This window comes from Micromonospora sp. NPDC050784 (genome assembly GCF_044456765.1).
Taxonomy (GTDB): Bacteria; Actinomycetota; Actinomycetes; order Mycobacteriales; family Micromonosporaceae; genus Micromonospora; species Micromonospora foliorum.
On sequence record NZ_JBITGG010000006.1, the window covers coordinates 281,518 to 299,764 of the forward strand.

General features: G+C 73.0%; 16 protein-coding genes. 7 read left to right on the top strand and 9 right to left on the bottom strand.

Annotated features, from left to right (window positions below):
• Positions 1–7 precede the first annotated feature (7 nt).
• Together ACIBD9_RS11110 and ACIBD9_RS11115 are read left to right on the top strand one after the other, a co-directional pair.
• Positions 8–208, top strand: coding sequence for a hypothetical protein (locus ACIBD9_RS11110; protein WP_007463228.1), 201 nt, complete (start codon positions 8–10; stop codon positions 206–208).
• Entirely contained in the window at positions 208–1,005 is a 798-nt protein-coding gene (locus ACIBD9_RS11115; RefSeq protein ID WP_396716605.1) for a site-2 protease family protein, read from the top strand. The genes ACIBD9_RS11110 and ACIBD9_RS11115 overlap by 1 nt, the downstream gene beginning before the upstream one ends.
• Before the next feature lie 90 nt (positions 1,006–1,095).
• On the opposite strand, the gene ACIBD9_RS11120 is transcribed toward ACIBD9_RS11115, so the two are convergent.
• From ACIBD9_RS11120 to nadA, 6 genes are all read right to left on the bottom strand, one after another.
• Positions 1,096–2,094, bottom strand: coding sequence for an aldo/keto reductase family protein (locus ACIBD9_RS11120; protein ID WP_396716607.1), 999 nt, complete (start codon positions 2,092–2,094; stop codon positions 1,096–1,098).
• A 44-nt stretch (positions 2,095–2,138) separates the two neighbouring features.
• Positions 2,139–7,277, bottom strand: a complete 5,139-nt coding sequence (locus ACIBD9_RS11125; protein WP_396716609.1) for a WG repeat-containing protein — start codon at positions 7,275–7,277, stop codon at positions 2,139–2,141.
• A 383-nt stretch (positions 7,278–7,660) separates the two neighbouring features.
• On the bottom strand, positions 7,661–8,221 hold the full coding sequence (locus tag ACIBD9_RS11130) for a helix-turn-helix domain-containing protein (protein WP_396716611.1): 561 nt from the start codon (positions 8,219–8,221) through the stop codon (positions 7,661–7,663).
• Between the two features lie 165 nt (positions 8,222–8,386).
• Positions 8,387–8,980, bottom strand: a complete 594-nt coding sequence (locus tag ACIBD9_RS11135) for a DUF3043 domain-containing protein (RefSeq protein ID WP_396716613.1) — start codon at positions 8,978–8,980, stop codon at positions 8,387–8,389.
• Between the two features lie 112 nt (positions 8,981–9,092).
• A complete protein-coding gene (gene murA / locus ACIBD9_RS11140; RefSeq protein ID WP_030337972.1) occupies positions 9,093–10,448 on the bottom strand; it encodes a UDP-N-acetylglucosamine 1-carboxyvinyltransferase in 1,356 nt (451 codons plus the stop codon).
• 212 nt (positions 10,449–10,660) lie between these two features.
• Positions 10,661–11,860: a quinolinate synthase NadA gene (nadA, locus tag ACIBD9_RS11145; protein ID WP_396716616.1), complete on the bottom strand. Its 1,200-nt coding sequence runs from the start codon at positions 11,858–11,860 to the stop codon at positions 10,661–10,663.
• 68 nt (positions 11,861–11,928) lie between these two features.
• Here nadA and ACIBD9_RS11150 point away from each other — a divergent pair, with 68 nt between their 5' ends.
• From ACIBD9_RS11150 to ACIBD9_RS11160, 3 genes are all read left to right on the top strand, one after another.
• The gene (locus ACIBD9_RS11150; protein ID WP_387176664.1) at positions 11,929–13,068 is read left to right on the top strand and encodes a glycerate kinase; all 1,140 of its coding nucleotides are present in this window, start codon (positions 11,929–11,931) and stop codon (positions 13,066–13,068) included.
• 168 nt (positions 13,069–13,236) lie between these two features.
• On the top strand, positions 13,237–13,605 hold the full coding sequence (gene erpA, locus ACIBD9_RS11155; RefSeq protein ID WP_124774267.1) for an iron-sulfur cluster insertion protein ErpA: 369 nt from the start codon (positions 13,237–13,239) through the stop codon (positions 13,603–13,605).
• A 203-nt stretch (positions 13,606–13,808) separates the two neighbouring features.
• On the top strand, positions 13,809–14,786 hold the full coding sequence (locus ACIBD9_RS11160; protein WP_396716618.1) for a carbohydrate kinase family protein: 978 nt from the start codon (positions 13,809–13,811) through the stop codon (positions 14,784–14,786).
• A gap of 109 nt (positions 14,787–14,895) precedes the next feature.
• Here ACIBD9_RS11160 and ACIBD9_RS11165 read toward each other — a convergent pair whose 3' ends face one another.
• A complete protein-coding gene (locus tag ACIBD9_RS11165) occupies positions 14,896–15,129 on the bottom strand; it encodes a sulfurtransferase TusA family protein (RefSeq protein ID WP_387176567.1) in 234 nt (77 codons plus the stop codon).
• Positions 15,126–16,277, bottom strand: a complete 1,152-nt coding sequence (locus ACIBD9_RS11170; protein ID WP_396716620.1) for a cysteine desulfurase family protein — start codon at positions 16,275–16,277, stop codon at positions 15,126–15,128. The genes ACIBD9_RS11165 and ACIBD9_RS11170 overlap by 4 nt, the downstream gene beginning before the upstream one ends.
• Positions 16,278–16,507: 230 nt before the next feature.
• On the opposite strand from ACIBD9_RS11170, the gene coxB reads away from it, so the two are divergent.
• Together coxB and ACIBD9_RS11180 are read left to right on the top strand one after the other, a co-directional pair.
• Complete coding sequence (coxB, locus tag ACIBD9_RS11175; protein WP_396716622.1) at positions 16,508–17,479, top strand: cytochrome c oxidase subunit II; 972 nt, start codon at positions 16,508–16,510, stop codon at positions 17,477–17,479.
• 9 nt (positions 17,480–17,488) lie between these two features.
• Entirely contained in the window at positions 17,489–17,914 is a 426-nt protein-coding gene (locus ACIBD9_RS11180; protein WP_387176561.1) for a cytochrome c oxidase subunit 4, read from the top strand.
• 102 nt (positions 17,915–18,016) lie between these two features.
• On the opposite strand, the gene ACIBD9_RS11185 is transcribed toward ACIBD9_RS11180, so the two are convergent.
• The gene (locus ACIBD9_RS11185) at positions 18,017–18,220 is read right to left on the bottom strand and encodes a hypothetical protein (protein WP_238661540.1); all 204 of its coding nucleotides are present in this window, start codon (positions 18,218–18,220) and stop codon (positions 18,017–18,019) included.
• Between the last annotated feature and the right edge of the window lie 27 nt (positions 18,221–18,247).

Consider the following 18,247-nt stretch of genomic DNA (forward strand, 5'->3'; position numbering starts at 1 on the left):
ACGCGGCATGGCGTGGAGCTGGCGGTACGAGGGCACGGACGGCCAGACGGTCGAGGGACCGGCGGAGTCGTTCGGCAGCCAGGCCGACGCCGAATCCTGGATCGGTCAGACCTGGCGGGAGCTCGCGGCGTCCGGCGTCACCTCGGTCGCGCTCGTGGAGGACGACCGGGTGGATTACCGGATGAGCCTGCTGCCCACGGCCGAGTGATGGCCTACGACCGCCCCGGCGGTGACGGGCTGGTCCTCGGCGTGCCCAAGGCGGCGTTCCGGCCCAGCCCGGTCTTCCTCGGCCTGGTCGCCCTCTTCGCGGTCACCGGGGTGCTGACCTGGAACGGGTACGGCAACACCCGGTTCAACGTGTTCCTCTTCGTCGTGTCCGGCTGGCTGGTGTCGCTCTGCCTGCACGAGTACGCCCACGCGGTGGTGGCCTACCGGGCCGGCGACCGGGACATCGCGCACCGCGGCTACCTGACGCTCAACCCGTTCAAGTACACCCACCCGCTGCTGTCGATCGTGCTGCCGGTGGTGGTGGTGCTGCTGGGCGGCATCGGCCTGCCGGGTGGCGCGGTCTGGGTGGACCGGCACGCCATCCCGGGCCGGCTGCGGCACACCCTGGTCAGCCTCGCCGGCCCGGCGACCAACGTGCTGTTCACGCTGGTGTTGGTGGCGGCGGTGCGGCTCGGCACCCAGTCGGGTGGTCCGGTGGAGTTCTGGGCCGGGGTGGCGCTGCTCGCCTTCCTCCAGCTCACCGCCAGCGTCCTGAACCTGCTGCCGGTGCCCGGCCTGGACGGCGGCAACATGATCCAGCCGTGGCTCAACCCGCAGTGGCGCAAGATGTACGACCTGTTCGCGCCGTACGGCTTCATCCTGCTCTTCGCGCTGCTGTGGAACCCGCGCATCGGCGGCTGGTTCTTCGACGCGGTCTTCGCGGTCGGCGACCTGCTCGGTCTGCCGTCGTGGCTCTACGCCACCGGCCTGGAGCTGATCCGCTTCTGGCAGAGCTGACCGGCCGGCCCGGCGACGGGCTGAGCGACGGGCTGAGCTGGGCCGGCCCGGCCGGCGCGAAACCCTCGCGCCGGCCGGGCCGGAACGGCGTCAGGGACGCTGCGCGGGGGACTCGGTCTTCGCCGGGTCCCGCTCGACGATCGGCTCGACGATGTCGTCGATCGCCTTGAGCAGGTCGGCGTCGAGCTTCACCCCGGCCGCCTTCACGTTGTCGTGCACCTGCTCGGGGCGGGACGCGCCGATGATCGCCGACGAGACGTTCGGGTTCTGCAGCACCCACGCCACGGCGAGCTGGGCCATGCTGAGCCCGGCCTGCTCGGCGAGGGGCTTGAGCTGCTGGACCCGGGTCAGCACGTCGTCGTTCATGAACCGGGAGATGAAGCCCGCACCGGACTTCTCGTCGGTGGCGCGGGAACCGGCCGGCGGCGGCTGGCCCGGCAGGTACTTGCCGGAGAGCACGCCCTGCGCCATCGGCGACCAGACGATCTGCCCGATGCCCAGCTCCTCGCTGGCCGGCACGACCTCGGTCTCGATGACCCGCCAGAGCAGCGAGTACTGCGGCTGGTTGGAGACCAGCGGGATGTGCAGCTCCCGGGCGAGCGGGTGGGCGGCGCGCAGCTGGGCGGCGGTCCACTCGGAGACGCCGATGTAGTGCGCCTTGCCGGAATGGACGACGTCGGCGAACGCCTCCATCGTCTCTTCCAGCGGGGTGCTGCTGTCGTAGCGGTGGGCCTGGTAGAGGTCCACGTAGTCGGTGCGCAGTCGGCGCAGCGAGCCGTTGATCGACTCCATGATGTGCTTGCGGGACAGGCCACGGTCGTTACGGCCGGGCCCGGTCGGCCAGTAGACCTTGGTGAAGATCTCCAGGCCCTCGCGGCGCTCGTTCTGCAACGCCCGGCCGAGCACGTCCTCGGCCCGGGTGCCGGCGTACACGTCGGCGGTGTCGAAGGTCGTGATCCCCGCATCGAGAGCGGCGCGGACGCAGGCGAAGGCGGCGTCCTCCTCGACCTGCGAACCGTGGGTGATCCAGTTGCCGTACGAGATCTCGCTGACCAGCAGGCCGGAACGGCCCAGGTGTCGGAATTCCATGTACCGACCCTAGCTCCAGTGGATCACCGGTGGCGACCGGCGACTCAGAGCACCGGGTTGGCGTCGGTGAGTAGCCGGTCGATCTCCTCCAGCACGCCGGCGCGGTCGCGGTGCACCGGGTCGATGAGCGGTACGCCGCGCCGGTCCAGCGCGCCCCACCGCCCGTTGCCGCTCTCGACCAGGAACGCCACCGGGTGGATGACCAGCATCGGGTGCGTCGGTGGGACCAGCACCGTCCCGGTGCGGTCCACCACGCCCCGCCGACCCGCCACGTCGACCACGGCGAGCCCCTCGTCGGTGAAGCCGTCGATCTGCTGGCCATCGGCCAACTCGGTGACGAAGCCGTGGTAGCGGGTGGGCACGACGATCCGGCCGGTCCGGTCGACCGCCCCCCACCCCTCGCGTCGCACCGCGGCCAGCCCGCGTCGGAACGGTCGTACCTCGGCGAAGTTGGGCGCGACCTGCACCACGCCGGTCGCGTCGATCGCCGTCCACCCGTTCTCGCCGACCACCCAGGCCAGGCCGTCGCTGAACGGACGCGCGGCCCGGAAGGACGGCGGGATCACCGTCGTACCGAGCAGGTTGATCAGCGACCAGCGGTCGGTGTCCGGCCGGCGGACCCAGGCCAACCCGTCGTGGAAGGGCTGCGCCTCGGCGTACCGGGCGGGGATGACCACGTCGCCGTCCTGGCTGGTGTAACCCCACAGCGGCCCGTCCCGGTCCGGCAACGGGGGCCGGTCCCGGTCGAGCACCTCGTCCCGACCCCGGGGGTACGGCCCGAAGCCATCCGCCTCGGCCCGGACGGTGACCGCGTCGAGGGCCACCCGGACCCGGTCCAGCAGTTCGGCGTCGCCCGCGCCGCGCAGGTCGAGCGCCTTCTCGAAGTGCTCGCAGGCCTCCATGAGCCGCCCCTGGTCGTAACACGACCGTCCGGCGTGCTCGTGCAGCGCGGCCCGCAACCGGTCCGGCAACTCGATCGAGTTGGCCTGGGCGAAGAGTTGGTCCGCCTCGGCGAAGTCACCGCGCCAGCGCAGCACGTGCGCCAGCCGGGCCTGGGCCAGCGCGGTCCGGCGCAGCTCGCCGGTGGCCTCGGCGTAGGTGAGGGCGAGCCGACCATCGGCCAGCGCGTCGTCCAGGTCGCCGAGGATCCGCGAGGCCACCGCCCGCAGGCTGAGCAGCCGGGCCCGGGCGCGGTTGTCGATCGCCGAGCCCAACTTCTCGGTCAGTCGTCGCCGGATGGCCCGCAGGTCGTCCGGCTCCGTCAGATCCTCGCGCAGGGTGACCGGGTCCAACCGCCAGCGGTACGCGGCCAGCACCTGCTCCGGGTCACCCGGGTCGGCCAGCGACGGGCGGGTCACCGGTGGTGCGTCGTCGGGTGGCGCGGACACCGGCACGTTCTCCGCGTCCGAACCGCTCCTCGGGCCGGGCACGGCCGAGGCGGGTGGCCCGGAGACCGGCACCGCCGATGTCGGCACGGCCGCCGGTGGCGCGGGGACGGACGCTGCCTCGGGCGCTGGCGGCGCGGAGACGGGCGCCGGCGGTGCGGAGACGGGCGCTGGCGGCGCGGAGACGGGCGCTGGCGGCGCGGAGACGGGCGCCGGCGGTGCGGAGACGGGCGCCGCGGCGGGCGGTGCTGTCGAGGCTGGCGGCGCGGAGATGGGCGCTGCCGAGACGGGCGCTGGCGGTGCGGAGATGGGCGCTGCCGAGACGGGCGCTGGCGGTGCGGAGATGGGTGCGGCGGGCATCGGCGACGCCGACGCGGGTGGCGCGGATACCGGTGACGCGGAGACGGGTGACGCGGTGGGCGCGGGTGGCGCCGAGGTGGGCGCTACGGAGTACGGCTGCGCCGACGGCGGCGCGGAGACCGGCGCCGCGGCCGGCGCTGGCGGTGCGGAGCTGGGCGCTGTGGAGAGGGGTGGCCCGGAGACGGGCGCTGACTCGGGCGCTGGCGGCGCGGATGTGGGAGCTGTGGCTGACGCTGGTGGCGCGGAGACGGGCGATGCGGGCGGTGCCGAGACTGGCGGTGCCGAGACGGGCAGGTTCGCGTCGTCCACAGACGTCACGGGCGGCGCAGCGTCGACCGACCACTCGTCGAACGGCGAGCCATCCGTCGGGCCTGTGCTCGGGGCGTCCGCGCTGTCCGCCCACTCGTCGTGGGGCGCGACCTCGTCCGTCGGGTCGGGCTCGACCGAGTCGGTGTCCTCGGCGGGCCAAGCGGTGGAGGACTGCTGGTCCACCTCCACCTCGGCTCCGAGATCGGTCTCGGCTTCGGCCTGGTGGTGCGGCATCTCGACGAAAGGTGCGCTGGAGACGGGCCGGTCAGCTCCCACCGATCCAGGGTGGAAGGCGGGCTGCGGGTCGTCGTCCAGTTCGTCCGCCCAGAGGCGGGGTGCACCGGAGACCGGGCGGGCGGGCGGCGCGGAAACGGGGAGGGCGGGCGGCGCGGAGACCGGGGCGAAGGCGTCGTCTGGTGTCGACGCGCTGGCGTGCTCGTCAACCAGGTCGAGGGCGTCGACCCTCGGTGTCGGCGTCTCCACGCTGGGTGTCGCGGAGAGGTCGGGGTCGCCGTCCGTCGACTCATCGTCGGCCGGGTCGAGCGACTGCTCATCCGTCGCCGGCTCGCCCTGCTCGGAGTCGGCGGGCTGAGCGGGGCTGAACCACGCTTCCGGCCCGCGGGTGCCCGGGACGTCGTCCGGCTCGCCAACGGGCGCCACCGGCTCTTCCGAGGGCGGCGGGGGTACGTAGCGGCGTGGCGTACCGGGGGCCAACGGAAGCACCGGCGCGACGTCCTCCGCCGACGGCTGCGAGGCCGCCGGAGCCGAGGCCGTAGGAGCCGGAGCCGCAGGGATCGGGTCGGCCCGGGGTGGGTCGGCCAAGGGTGGGGCGGGACGGGTCGCCGAGGGCTGTGGCGCCTGCCAGGTGGGTGGTGGGGCGACCGACGGGCGTGCGTCCGCCGCCGGGGCCGGCCGCTCCGGCGTGTACGGGCGTTGCGGCGCGGCCGGGCGATCCGCCGCCGGCGGCCGCTGCGGTGCGGCCTGTCGATCGGCGGTGTGCGGCCGCTCCGTGGCGGGCGAGCGGGGCGGGGAGACCGGGCGGCGGTCGGTCGGTGGGGTGCCGGGCAGCGGGTCGCCGACCCGACGGTCCGGCTCCGCGCCGCGTCGCTGGTCCGCCGGGCGGTCCCCGGTGCCCGGGCCGGGGTAACGCGGTGGCGGGGCGGAATGTGCCCCGGACGCCGGTGGCGGTTCGGCCAGCTGCCGGCGTCCCGACGCTGGCGGGGCATCCGACCGCTCGTCGGCGCCGGGCGGGTCCACCGGCGCGGGCAGGTACTCCAGCCGCAGGCGTGCGGCGGGTGGCCCGGAGACGGGCCGGTCGAAGGCGGGCGAGACCGGGGCAGCCGACACCGGTCTTTCCCAACCGGGCGCGGCAGGGGATACGGGCGCCGGCGACACCGGCCGTTCCGGGACGGCAGAGACCGGTCGGTCCCACTCGCGTGCGGCGGGGGAGTCGGGTGCCGGCGACGTCGGCCGTTCCGGGGGAGCGGGGACGGCTGACACCGGTCGGTCCCAGCCGCGTGCGGCGGGGGAGTCGGGTGCCGGCGACACCGGCCGTGCCGGGGAGACCGGGGCGGCCGACACCGGTCGGTCCCAACCGGGGGAGACGGGTGCCGGCGATACCGGTCGCTCGGGGGAGACCGGTGGGACCGGCAGGGCACGGCCGGACGCGGGCGGCGCCGTCGCGGCCGGGCGGACCGGTCGATCGTCGTACCGTGCCGGGGTGGCCGGCGGGCGCTCGTCGGGCCGGGACGGCGTGGCCGCCGGACGGTCGGGCCGGGCGGCCGGCCGCGACCCGACGCCCGGCTCGGCGCTGCGGTACGGGTCCGATGTGCGGTACGGGTCGGGGCTGCGGTGCGGGTCGGCGCGGTGTGGATCTGCGGTGCGGTGTGGGTCGGTGCCGTGGCCCGGCTCCCGGGTGCGGTCCTGGCGCACCGGACCCGGCGGGGGCCAGGGCAGACTGCCGTCCGGCCGTTGGCCCGGCTGCGGCCGGGCCTCGCGGTACGCGTCCTCACGAGGCGCGTCCTCGCGGTACCCGTTCTCGCGGTACGCGTCCGGGCGAGCCTGCTCGCGGGGTCGCCGGTCCGGGTACGCCTCGGCACGGGCCGCCGCCTCACGGGGCTGCTGCCGGTGCGGGTCGGTGTCGGGCCGACGCCGGTCGTCGTCGAGGCGGGGCTGGTCGGGCAGGTCCGGCTCGGGGCGCCGCCGTCGTCCACCGTTGGGTGCGGGTGCTGCCCCGATCCCCTCGTCCGCGCGGTAGCGCGGCTCTGGGCGGCGCGGGTCGTCGGCGGTCCGGTCCGGGTACCCGTCGGCGCGGTACCGCGTGCGGTCGTCCACCGGCGCCCACGGGTCGACCGCGTCGGCGATCCGGCCGTCGTGGTCGCGGGTGGGGCGGACGCCGTACCCGTCGCCGGGGTGCCGTTCGTAGCCAGCCGCCGGTCGTTCCGGTGTGCCGCGCCGACGTGGCGCGTCGCCCGGCTCGGGCACCCAGCCGGGTTCGGCCCGGGGCGCGGGCGAGACCGGCGGCGTGCCCCGGTAACCCCGATCCCGCTCGGTGGGCTCCTGCCGGGGACGGCGGCCGTCGTACCGCTCGGTGGTGGGCTGGTCCCGGTGCCAGGCGGCTTCCCGCGCGGGTGCCCGCTCGTCGGCGGGGCGTCGGTCGGACCAGGCGGTACGCCGGTCCGACTCGGGGGAGCGGCGTTCGTCGCGGCGGGGTGGCTCGGGCAGCGGACGACGGTACGGCTCGTGGTCGTAGTGGCGGGAGTCGGCGCTGTCGGGCCGGCCGTAGGCGGACGTGTCCGCGGAGCGCTCGTCGCCGCGGGGTCGGCCGTAGGTCGGTGTCTCGTCCGGCTCGTCGTCCACCCAGGAGCGGCCCGGGGGTGCCTGTTCCGCCGGTGGTTCGTCGGACCACGACCGGCCGAGGTAGGTGCCGTCCGGGCGGGTGGGGGCGAGCGGCGGCACCTCGGCGCGTCCGGACACCGTCGCCCGGCCCCGCGGCGGCGGCTGGTGCGGCATGCCGATGTCGCCGGGGTATCGCTGCCCGGGGAACTGGGGGTGCCACTCGGTGGTCGGTTCGACCACCCAGGACGGTTCGTTCGGGTCCGGCCACCGGTCGGTGTAGCGGCCGTTCATCCGTCGAGCCCGTCGCCACACCCGGCCGTCGGGCCGATCCTCGCCGGGGGTGAGCTGTCCGCAGCCGCCGTCGGATTACCGCTGGGCGTCCGGTCGCCGCCTGCCACGCCCCGGTGGCCGGCTCGCGTCCGCTCGCTCACGCGTTGTCACCTCGTTGCAAATTGTCGCGCTGGGGCCGCACGTGCCGGTCAGGTCGCCGCTCCGGCAGGCCGTGGCTGCGGATGGAGGGTAACGGCGTGGGCTCGCTCACCGCCACTGTGGTGCCGCCCACCGGCGCAAACGTTATCCCATTGGTTTCGGACATTTGGTCCTATAACCGAATCTGGACTCCGACCCTACCGCACTCGAAGACCACCTGGCCCCGACGGGACCGAAGGGCTCGTTCAGGGATGCTCCATGATGAGGACGGCGAAGGTGCCGGGAGCGAGCGCCTCGTAACGGTGCGGGGCGTCGCCGGGGAACGTGGCGTAGTCGCCGGGGTCGAGTTCGACAGGCGCACCCTCGGGCCCTACCCGCAGTCGGCCGGCGGCGACCACCACGTGCTCGATGCTGCGCGGGGTGTGCCCGTGGCCGGTCCGGACCGCGCCCGGTTCCAGCCTGATCAGGTAGACGTCCCGGCGCAGGTGCGCCGCGCCGGCGCTGAGCAGCTTTCCGCTGAAGTCGGCCTGCTCGGAGCGGACGTCGGGCCCGTCCCCAGCCCGGATGACCCGTACGGCGTCGTCGACGGGCTCCACCAGCCGGCTGAACGGCACCCCGAGAGCGACGCCCAGCGCCCAGAGTGTCTCCACGCTCGGGTTGCCGGTGCCCGACTCCAGTTGCGAGAGGGTGGACTTGGCCACCCCGGCCCGGCGGGCCAACTCGGTCAGCGAGATGCCGACCCGTTCCCGCTCCCGGCGCAGGGCGGCGGCGATGGTGGCCAGCGGGGCAGCCGGTTCCGAAGGCATGCCTTCGCTCCATTGGGTCGAACGTTCGGTCTGGCGAACAACGGCGACCCGTTCAGCATGATGAACGCACGACAGGATCCGCGCAGTTACGGCGAAACTGCTGCCTCCGAGGTGCCTGAGGCAGCAGTTTCGCTGATGGTGCAGGGATCTCGCGGGAGCCGGGGCTCAGACCTTGTCGCCCAGCTTCACCTGGGGCGCCGGAGCGCGCATCCGTCGGAAGGTGATTGACCGCATGACCGCGTAGAGGAAGAGCGAGCCCATCCGCTGGTCGGTCTTCGGGAAGCGCTCCCGGACCAGCTTGCTGATCTTGCGGCAGATCAGCACCGAGTCGACGACCACGCCCAGCGCCAGCGCGCCCCAGAGCACGTTGGAGACCAACCGGACCAGCGGCGGCATGGCCGCGTTCGACCCGACCAGCACGATCAGCGCGCCACCGAAGAACCAGGTGCCGACGGTACGCCGGGAGTCGACCACGTTGCGGGCCAACAGCCGCTCCGGGCCACGGTCGCGGGGGCCTCCCTCGCGGCGGAACTCCGATGCGGCCTCGGCGCGCAGTTGGCGGCGACGCTCCCGCTCCTCCTCCTTGGTGAGGGGGCGAGTGGGGCCGGCCGGGCGCCGGCCGGCGGTGGGCCGCTTGGGCGTCTCCCGACCCTTGGCCGGGGTGTAACCCCGGGGACGCTCAGCGGTCTCCTCGGGGGTCACCGAGGAGACGGCCTCGTCGACGAGGTCGGTGGACTTGCGGCGAAAGAGCGACGGCACGCGGCAAGGGTAGCCAACGGTCCGCGCCCGCTGCACATCGCGGTGCAACGGCCGACGGCTCCAGGTCGCAGCGCGACCTGGAGCCGTCGGAGGAAACGAAGGGTGACCGAGGTTACGGACGCTCGGCGTGCGCGCCCAGGTCGGCGAGCTTCGCCTCGAAGTCCTCGTAGCCACGGTTGATCAGGTCCACGCCGTACACCCGCGAGGTGCCCTCGGCCGCGAGCGCCGCGATGAGGTGGCTGAACCCGGCCCGCAGGTCCGGGATGACCAGGTCGGCGGCGTGCAGCTTGCTCGGCCCGGCGATCACCGCGGAGTGCTTGAAGTTGCGCCGGCCGAAGCGGCACGGGGTGCCGCCGAGGCAGTCCCGGTAGACCTGGATGTTGGCGCCCATCGAGTTGAGGGCCTCGGTGTAGCCCAGCCGCTGCTCGTAGACCGTCTCGTGGACGATCGACAGGCCGCGGGCCTGGGTCAGCGCCACGACCAGCGGCTGCTGCCAGTCGGTCATGAAGCCCGGGTGTACGTCGGTCTCCAGCGCCACCGCGTTCAGCTCGCCACCCGGGTGCCAGAACCGGATGCCGCCCTCCTGGCCGGGGTCGCCCAGCTTCGGTGCGCGGGCGTCGGTGACCTCGTACTCGCCGCCGACCGAGCGGAAGATGTTCAGGAAGGTCATCATGTCGGCCTGCTGCGCGCCCAGCACCTCGACGTGACCACGGGTCGCCAGGGCGGCGGCCGCCCAGCTCGCCGCCTCGATCCGGTCCGGGATCGGCCGATGCGTGTAGCCGTGCAGCTTGGGAACGCCCTGGATCTCGATCACCCGGTCGGTGTGGACCTTGATGATCGCGCCCATCTTCTGCAGGATGCAGATCAGGTCGATGATCTCCGGCTCCACCGCTGCGTTGCGCAGCTCGGTGACGCCCTCGGCCATCACGGCGGTCAGCAGCACCTGCTCGGTGGCGCCGACGCTCGGGTACGGCAGGGCGAACTTGGTGCCGTGCAGCCCGTTCGGCGCCGACAGGTGCAACCCCTCCGGCCGCTTGTCGACCGTGGCGCCGAACTCCCGCAGCGCCTGCAGGTGGAAGTCGATCGGGCGCGGGCCGATGTGGCAGCCGCCCAGGTCGGGGATGAACGCGTGCCCGAGGCGGTGCAGCAGCGGGCCGCAGAACAGGATCGGGATCCGGCTGGAACCGGCGTGCACGTTGATCTGGTCAGTGCTCGCGCTCTCCACGTTCGCCGGGTCGAAGACGAGCTCGCCGTCCTCGGTGCCGTCGGTCACCTTGACGCCGTGCAGGCCGAGCAGACCTCGCACCACCTCGACGTCGCGGATCTTGGGCACGTCGAACAGTCGGCTCGGGCTGTCGCCGAGCAGCGCGGCGACCATCGCCTTCGATACCAGGTTCTTCGCGCCGCGCACGCGGATCCGCCCTTCGAGCGGAGTGCCTCCGTGCACAACCAGGACGTCGTCGGTCAACGCAACCTCCAGCGCGTCGGTGCTGCCGTGTTGATGGTGGGGCGCCTGAACCTTCTCGCTACCCCGGATGCGGCCATGTCGAAACGGCCCGCGTGTGTCGTCGCTTGGGGAGCATAGCCCTCGGTGACGAAAAAGGACTCGGTCACATCGGCGTGTGTGGCATTAATCGGTGATCCGGCACTTTTGCGTACCAAGAGCGCTACGGATCGTGATCAGGACACCGTCGGCGGCGGAGTGTCCGCGCCGGGCAGAGCGAGCATCTGGTCCAGTGCGACCCGGGCGTGGTGCGCGGTGTCGACGTCCACCGTGATCTGGTTGACGACCCGCCCCGCGACCAGCTCCTCCAGGGCCCAGACGAGGTGCGGCAGATCGATCCGGTTCATCGTCGAGCAGTAGCAGACGGCCTTGTCCAGGAACATGATCTGCTTGTCCGGGTGCGCCAGCGCGAGCCGGCGGACCAGGTTCAGCTCGGTGCCGAGCGCCCACGCCGAACCGGCCGGAGCCGCCTCGATCGTCTTGATGATGTATTCGGTGGAGCCCACGTAGTCGGAGGCCGTCACCACCTCGTGCCGGCACTCCGGGTGAACCAGGACGTTCACCCCCGGCACCCGCTCCCGTACGTCGTTGACGCTGTCCAGCGTGAACCTGCCGTGCACCGAGCAGTGCCCCCGCCAGAGGATCATCTTGGCGTCGCGCAGCTGCTCCGGGGTGAGCCCGCCGCCGGGCTTGTGCGGGTCGTAGAGCACACAGTCGTCCAGCGACAGCCCCATCTCCAGCACCGCCGTGTTGCGGCCCAGGTGCTGGTCCGGCAGGAAGAGCACCTTCGACCCCTGCTCGAAGGCCCAGTCCAGGGCGCGCTTGGCGTTGGACGAGGTGCAGACCACACCGCCGTTGCGGCCCACGAAGCCCTTGATGTCGGCCGAGGAGTTCATGTACGTCACCGGCACGGTCTCGCCGGCGATGCCCAGCTCGGTAAGCGTGTCCCAGGCGGCCTCGACCTGACCCAGGACCGCCATGTCGGCCATCGAGCAACCCGCCGCGAGGTCGGGCAGGATCACCCGCTGGGTGTCGGTGGTGAGGATGTCGGCGCTCTCGGCCATGAAGTGCACGCCGCAGAAGACGATGTACTCCGCGTCCGGGCGGGCCGCGGCCTCCCGGGCCAGCTTGAACGAGTCGCCGGTCACGTCCGCGAACTGGATCACCTCGTCGCGCTGGTAGTGGTGCCCCAGCACGAAGACCTTGCTGCCCAGCTTCGCCTTCGCGGCGGTGGCACGGGCCACCAGATCCGGGTCGCTGGGCGCCGGCAGGTCGCCCGGACACTCGACGCCGCGCTCGGTGTCGGGGTCGCTGCCCCGGCCGAGCAGCAGCAGAGCCGTCGCCGTGTTGGAGGGTTCCACCCAGGTCGAAGTCACGTAGTCCATGGTCCCACAGCGCGAGCGCGACGCAGCTTCGCTCGGTGTGGGCTGCCACACTGCTCGGCATGCGCGTGCTGCTCTGCCCGGACAAGTTCGCCGGCACCCTGCCCGCACCGGAGGTGGCCGCCGCGGTCGCCGAAGGTTGGCGCACCGTCACCGACGGAGACGATCTGCTGATCCGGCCGCTCGCCGACGGCGGGCCGGGCTTCGTGGAGGTGCTCGCGGAAGCCCTCGGCGGCCGGCGGGTGCCGGTGTCGACGGTCGATCCGCTGGGCCGACCGGCGGCCGGTGAGATCCTGCTCACCGCCGACGGCACGACCGCCTATCTGGAGAGCGCGCAGGCGTGCGGCCTGCACCTGCTCTCCGCGGCCGAACGCGATCCGAAGGTCACCACCTCGTACGGGCTGGGTCTGTTGGTGGCCGCCGCGGTGGAGAGCGGCGCCCGCACGGTCGTGATCGGGCTGGGCGGCTCCGGCACCAACGACGCCGGCGCCGGAATGCTCGCCGCGCTGGGCGCGACCCCCCTCGACCAGGGCGGCGCCGCGCTGCCGTACGGCGGGGCGGCGCTGGCCGTCGTCGACGCGCTGGACGGCGCGCCTCGGCTGCGCGGCGTCCGGCTGGTCGCGGCCACCGACGTGGACAACCCCCTGCTCGGCCTGCACGGCGCCAGCAACGTGTTCGGCCCGCAGAAGGGCGCCGACCGGGCCGACGTGCTGCTGCTCGACGCGGCCCTGGAGCGTTTCGCGGCGGTGCTGGAACGGGACCTGGCCGGCTGCCCGGCGGGGCTCGGCGCGCTGCCCGGAGGCGGGGCCGCCGGCGGCATCGGCGCGGCGCTCCTCGCCCTGGGCGGCGACTGCGAGTCGGGGATCGGCCTGGTCACCCGGGCCACCAGACTCGACGCCGCACTGGACACCGCCGATCTGGTGATCACCGGTGAGGGGTCGTTCGACCACCAGTCGCTGCGCGGCAAGGTCGTCGCCGGGGTGGCCGGCGCAGCCCGCGACCGGGGAGTGCCATGCGTGGTGGTGGCCGGGCAGGTGAGCACCGGCCGGCGGGAGGCCGCCTCGGCCGGGGTGACCGACGCGTACAGCCTGGTGGAGCACTTCGGTGGCGAGGAGGGCGGCGGGCTCGACGCCGCGCTGAGCCGGCCTGCGGAGGGGCTGCGCGAGCTGGGCGCCCGGCTGGCCCGGCAGTGGAGCCGCTGAGCGTCCCGGCCGCTGGGACTGGGGCCGACCTGGGGCGGGGGTCACGCCACGCGGGTGAGCCAGGCCGAGGCGGCGTACGATCGGCTGAGGACCACAACCGGGAATCACTGGACGGCGTGCGACGTTGGCCAGTGCGTCCGGACCCAAACCGCGCAGGGAGACTTCCACGTGACCACGCCAGCGCAGACCGAGTCGACCGAGGCCCAGGCCCCTACTTCCGTCGTCCTCACCGACGTCGCGGCGCAGAAGGTCAAGGCCCTGATCGAGCAGGAGGGCCGCGACGACCTGCGGCTCCGCGTCGCCGTGCAGCCGGGCGGCTGCTCCGGCCTGCGGTACCAGCTCTTCTTCGACGAGCGTTCGCTCGACGGTGATGTCGTGACCGACTTCGGTGGTGTCGGGGTCGTCGTCGACCGGATGAGCGCCCCGTACCTTTCCGGCGCGACGATCGACTTCGCCGACCGGATCGACGCCCAGGGCTTCACCATCGACAACCCCAACGCGGGCAGCTCGTGCGCCTGCGGTGACTCGTTCAACTGAGTCACACCACACACACCAGCGACGATGGGGCCGTCCTTCGGGACGGCCCCATCGTCGTACCGGTCGGAGGTCGCACACCGGCCTGGGAGCGGTCCCCGAAGGGGGCCGTGGCGGGCTGGTTGCCGTTGTCCGACCGAGCGGTGACCATCGGGTTGCCGTGCCGGTAGGCTGACCGCGCCCTGCTCCCGACCCCGAGGGTTGACATGAAGATCGCCGTCACCGGCTCGATCGCCACCGATCACCTGATGAGTTTCCCCGGTCGCTTCGCCGACCAGCTCATCGCCGATCAGCTGCACAAGGTGTCCCTCTCCTTCCTGGTGGACGACCTGGTGCTCCGCCGCGGCGGCGTGGCGGCGAACATCTCCTTCGGGATGGGCCAGCTCGGCCTGCGCCCGGTGCTGCTCGGCGCGGTCGGCGCCGACTTCGCCGACTACCGCTCCTGGCTGGAGCGCCACGGCGTGGACTGCGACTCGGTGCACGTCAGCGAGGTGGCGCACACCGCCCGCTTCGTCTGCACCACCGACACCGACATGTGCCAGATCGCCTCGTTCTACGCCGGTGCGATGAGTGAGGCCCGCAACATCGAGCTGGCCCCGGTCGCCGACCGGCTCGGCGGTCTGGACCTGGTGCTGGTCGGCGCCAACGACCCCGAGGCGATGCTGCGCCACTCGGCCGAGTGCCGCACCCGCGGGTACGCCTTCGCCGCCGACCCGTCCCAGCAGCTCGCCCGGATGGGCGGCGAGGACGTGGTGGCGCTGATCGAAGGCGCCGAGTACCTGATGACCAACGACTACGAGAAGTCGCTGCTGCAGAGCAAGGCGCAGCTGAGCGACGACCAACTGCTGGACCTGGTCAAGGTGCGGGTCACCACGCTGGGCAAGCACGGTGTGGAGATCGCCGGGCGCGGCATCGACCCGATTCACGTACCGATCGCGCGGGAGATCCGGGCGGTCGACCCGACCGGCGTCGGCGACGGCTTCCGGGCCGGCTTCTTCACCGCGCTCTCCTGGGGAGTTGGCCTGGAGCGCGCCGCCCAGGTCGGCTCGCTGCTGGCCACGCTGGTCCTGGAGACCGTCGGCACCCAGGAGTACGACGTCCGCCGCGACCTGTTCGTCAAGCGGCTCGCCGAGTCCTACGGCGACACCGCAGCGGAAGAGGTTCGCCCCCACCTGCTCCCGTAACCCTTCCAGTTGGGTTGATCATGGAGTTGTGGTGGCCAAATGGCTGCCGTTCGCGGCGTTTGTCCCCCACCACAACTCCATGATCGACGCCGGGTGGGGCGATGGTGGGTCAGTGAGTGCGGCGGACGTCGTAGGCGGGGCCGTCTGGGCCGTCGACGGATCCTAGGTACTCCTGGCCGCGCATCCGGCACCAGGCGGGAATGTCGACCGCCGCCGCCGGGTCGTCGGCCAGCACCCGGACCACCGTGCCGACCGGCACCTCGGGCATCCGTCGCGCCGCCGCGATCACGGGCAGCGGACAGCGTTGCCCCCGGCAGTCGATCACCTCGTCCGGCATCGTCACAGCCCCACCACCCCGGCCTCGGCGCGCAGTCCGGCGACGATCCCGGGCAACTCGGTCAGGAACCGCTCCACGTCCGCCTCCGTCGTCTCCCGGTGCAGGCTGACCCGCACGTTGCCGTGCGAGAGCACCCCCATCGCCTCCAACACGTGCGACGGACGCAACGTGGACGAGGTGCAGGACGAGCCGGACGACACGGCGAAGCCCCGCCGGTCCAGGGCGTGCAGCAGCGCTTCGCCGTCGACGTACAGGCAGGAGAAGGTGACCAGGTGGGGGAGCCGGAGCACCGGGTCGCCCACCACCTCCACGTCGGGCACCTCCGCCGCGACCCGCTCCCGGATCCGGTCCACCAGGGCGGCCAGCCTGGTCGCCTCGGCCGCCGCGTCGGCCGCCGCCGCCCGCAGGCTCGCCGCCGCCGCCACGACCGCGGGCAGGTTCACCACCCCGGGGGTACGTCCGCTCTCCCGCTCGTCGGCCGGCCAGGGTGACTCCCAGCGGGTGCCCTTGCGCACCGCCAACACCCCCACCCCGGGTGGTCCGCCCCACTTGTGCGCGCTCGCCGTGAGCACCGACCAGCCGGCCGGCAGGGGCACCCGGCCCACCGACTGCGCCGCGTCCACGTACAGCGGCACACCCGCGTCGGCGCACGCGGCCGCCGCCTCGGCGACCGGCTGCACCGTCCCCACCTCGTGACTGGCGGTGATCAACGCGGCCAGCGCGACCCCCGGGGCCCGAACCGCGCTCGACCAGGCGGTCAGGTCCAGCCGGCCCAACCGGTCGACCGGCACCGCGGTGGCGGTCCCGCCCACGCCGACGTGCCGCTCCGCCGCGTGCAACACCGCCGAGTGCTCGATCGCCGAGTGCACCAGCGTCGACCCGACCCGGCGCCGCCCCGCCAGACCCCCGAGCACCGCGCCGTGGGCCGCGGTCGTACCACTGGGGGTGAAGGAGACCTCGTCGGCGCGGACACCGAGCGTCAGCGCGGTGGCCTCGCGGGCGGCGTCGAGCAGTTGCCGGGCCCGGCGGGCCTGCGTGTACAGCTTGCCCGGGTCGGCCCAGCCGTCGTCGAGCGCGGCCAGCAGCGCCTGCCGCGCGACCGGATGCGTCGGCGCGGCGGTCGCCGCGTCCAGGTAGACCGGGGATGCGCTCACAGACCTGCCTTCGTTCCCGGCTGCGGGGCTCGCAACCCCGGCGCACTCCTCGCGCTCACAGATCATTACGGTATCGCGGCGGTATGCCCAGGATGCCCCCGATGGGGGTCGGACAGTGACCCCACCACGGCCGAGCCCGTCATGGTCGAGTAATCTGCGACCGTCGGTGACGCCTTTGCCGCCGGTGCTGAGGAAAGACGCACCGCGGCGCGCTAGGGAGGCAGGACCAGGTGGTCGCAAGGAGTTCGGAGGTACGGCCGTCGGCCGTACGGCACAGCGCTTCCCCAGGGGTTGGTGGACGCCGGGGGCGTGGTGCTGGTCGCCTGGCCGGGCTCGGTCTCGGTGGCGTGGCGTTGCTGGTTCTGCTCACGGGCTGTGACGTCGGTCAGACGTTCCACGGCTTCGGCTGGCCGCAGGGCGGCATCTCGGCGGAGTCCAAGCGGATGTACGACCTGTGGATCGCCTCCTGCATCGCCGCGCTCGCGGTCGGCGTCTTCGTGTGGGGCCTGATCTTCTGGTGCGTCGTGCGCTACCGCAAGCGTGGCAACGCGCTGCCGGTGCAGACCCGCTACAACATGCCGATGGAGTTCCTCTACACCATCGCGCCGATCCTGATCGTCTCCGTGCTCTTCTACTACACGGCGATCGTGCAGACCGACGTCGACAAGCTGTCGAAGAACCCGGACGTCACGGTCGAGGTCGTCGCGTTCAAGTGGAACTGGCAGTTCAACTACCGCGACGGCCAGGGCACGGAAGCCCGCACCACCGCGTCGACGCTCGGCACCAGTGAGGTCATCCCGGTGCTGGTGCTGCCGACCAACCGGTCCATCCGGTTCGAGGAGACCAGCCGCGACGTCATCCACTCGTTCTGGGTGCCGGAGCTGCTCTTCAAGCGCGACGTCATGCCGGGCAAGATCCGCAACGTGTTCGAGGTCTCCAGCCTGGATGCCGAGGGTGCCTACGTCGGGCGCTGCGCCGAGCTGTGCGGCAGCTACCACGCGTTCATGAACTTCGAGCTGCGGGTGGTCTCGCCGGAGAAGTACGACCAGTTCCTGGCGGCCAAGCAGAGTGGCAAGTCCACGCAGGATGCGCTGTCCGCGATCGGTGAGCAGCCGTACGCGCAGACCACGCAGCCGTTCGACACGCGGCGGACGCAGGACAACTTCAACCCGGACGACGTTCCGGCCCGCACGGGAAGCTGAGGCAGCCGCATGAAGACCGAGTGGCGTATCTTCCTGATCATCGCCGGGTTCCTCTTCGGTGCCACCATCCTCTACGGCGCCTGGACGAACGGGGAGTCGGGCGGCGTCGAGTGGGTCGGCACCGTCGCCCTGCTGCTGTCGTTCCTGCTCTGCTCGATGTGCGGTGGCTTCTTCTGGTTCGTCTCCCGCCGTATCGATCTGCGCCCGGAGGACCGCCCGGACGCCGAGATCGCCGACGGCGCCGGCGAGGTCGGCTTCTTCAGCCCGGGCAGCTACTGGCCGTTCGGTCTGGCGCTGGCCGCCGCGATCGCCGCGCTCGGCATGGTGTTCTGGCAGTTCTGGCTGATCGGCGCCGGCCTGCTGGCCGTCGTCTTCGCCGCCTGCGGGCTGCTGTTCGAGTACTACAGCGGCACCCGGCGCACCGCCGAGCACTGACCCACCCGGTCGCCGTCGCGACCGACCCGCACGACGAAGGCCCGTTCCCCGAGGGGAGCGGGCCTTCGGTCATGCGCGGCACCCGGTGGGGTGGTGCGGCGGTCAGGCGGCGTGGCGGCGGGCGGGCTGACGGCGGCGGACGGCCAGCCGGGTGACCGGGAAGGCGAACGCGCCGACCACCACGGCGGCGCCGCAGTCGGTGCAGATCAGCTCTGGACAGTCGGTGCCGTGGCCGTCGACGCAGGGCGGCGCCTCGAACAGCGCCACGCCCTCGCAGACGTCGCAGTAGAGCTCGCGATGCGACACGGGCGTCTCCTCTCGATACCAGGCGGA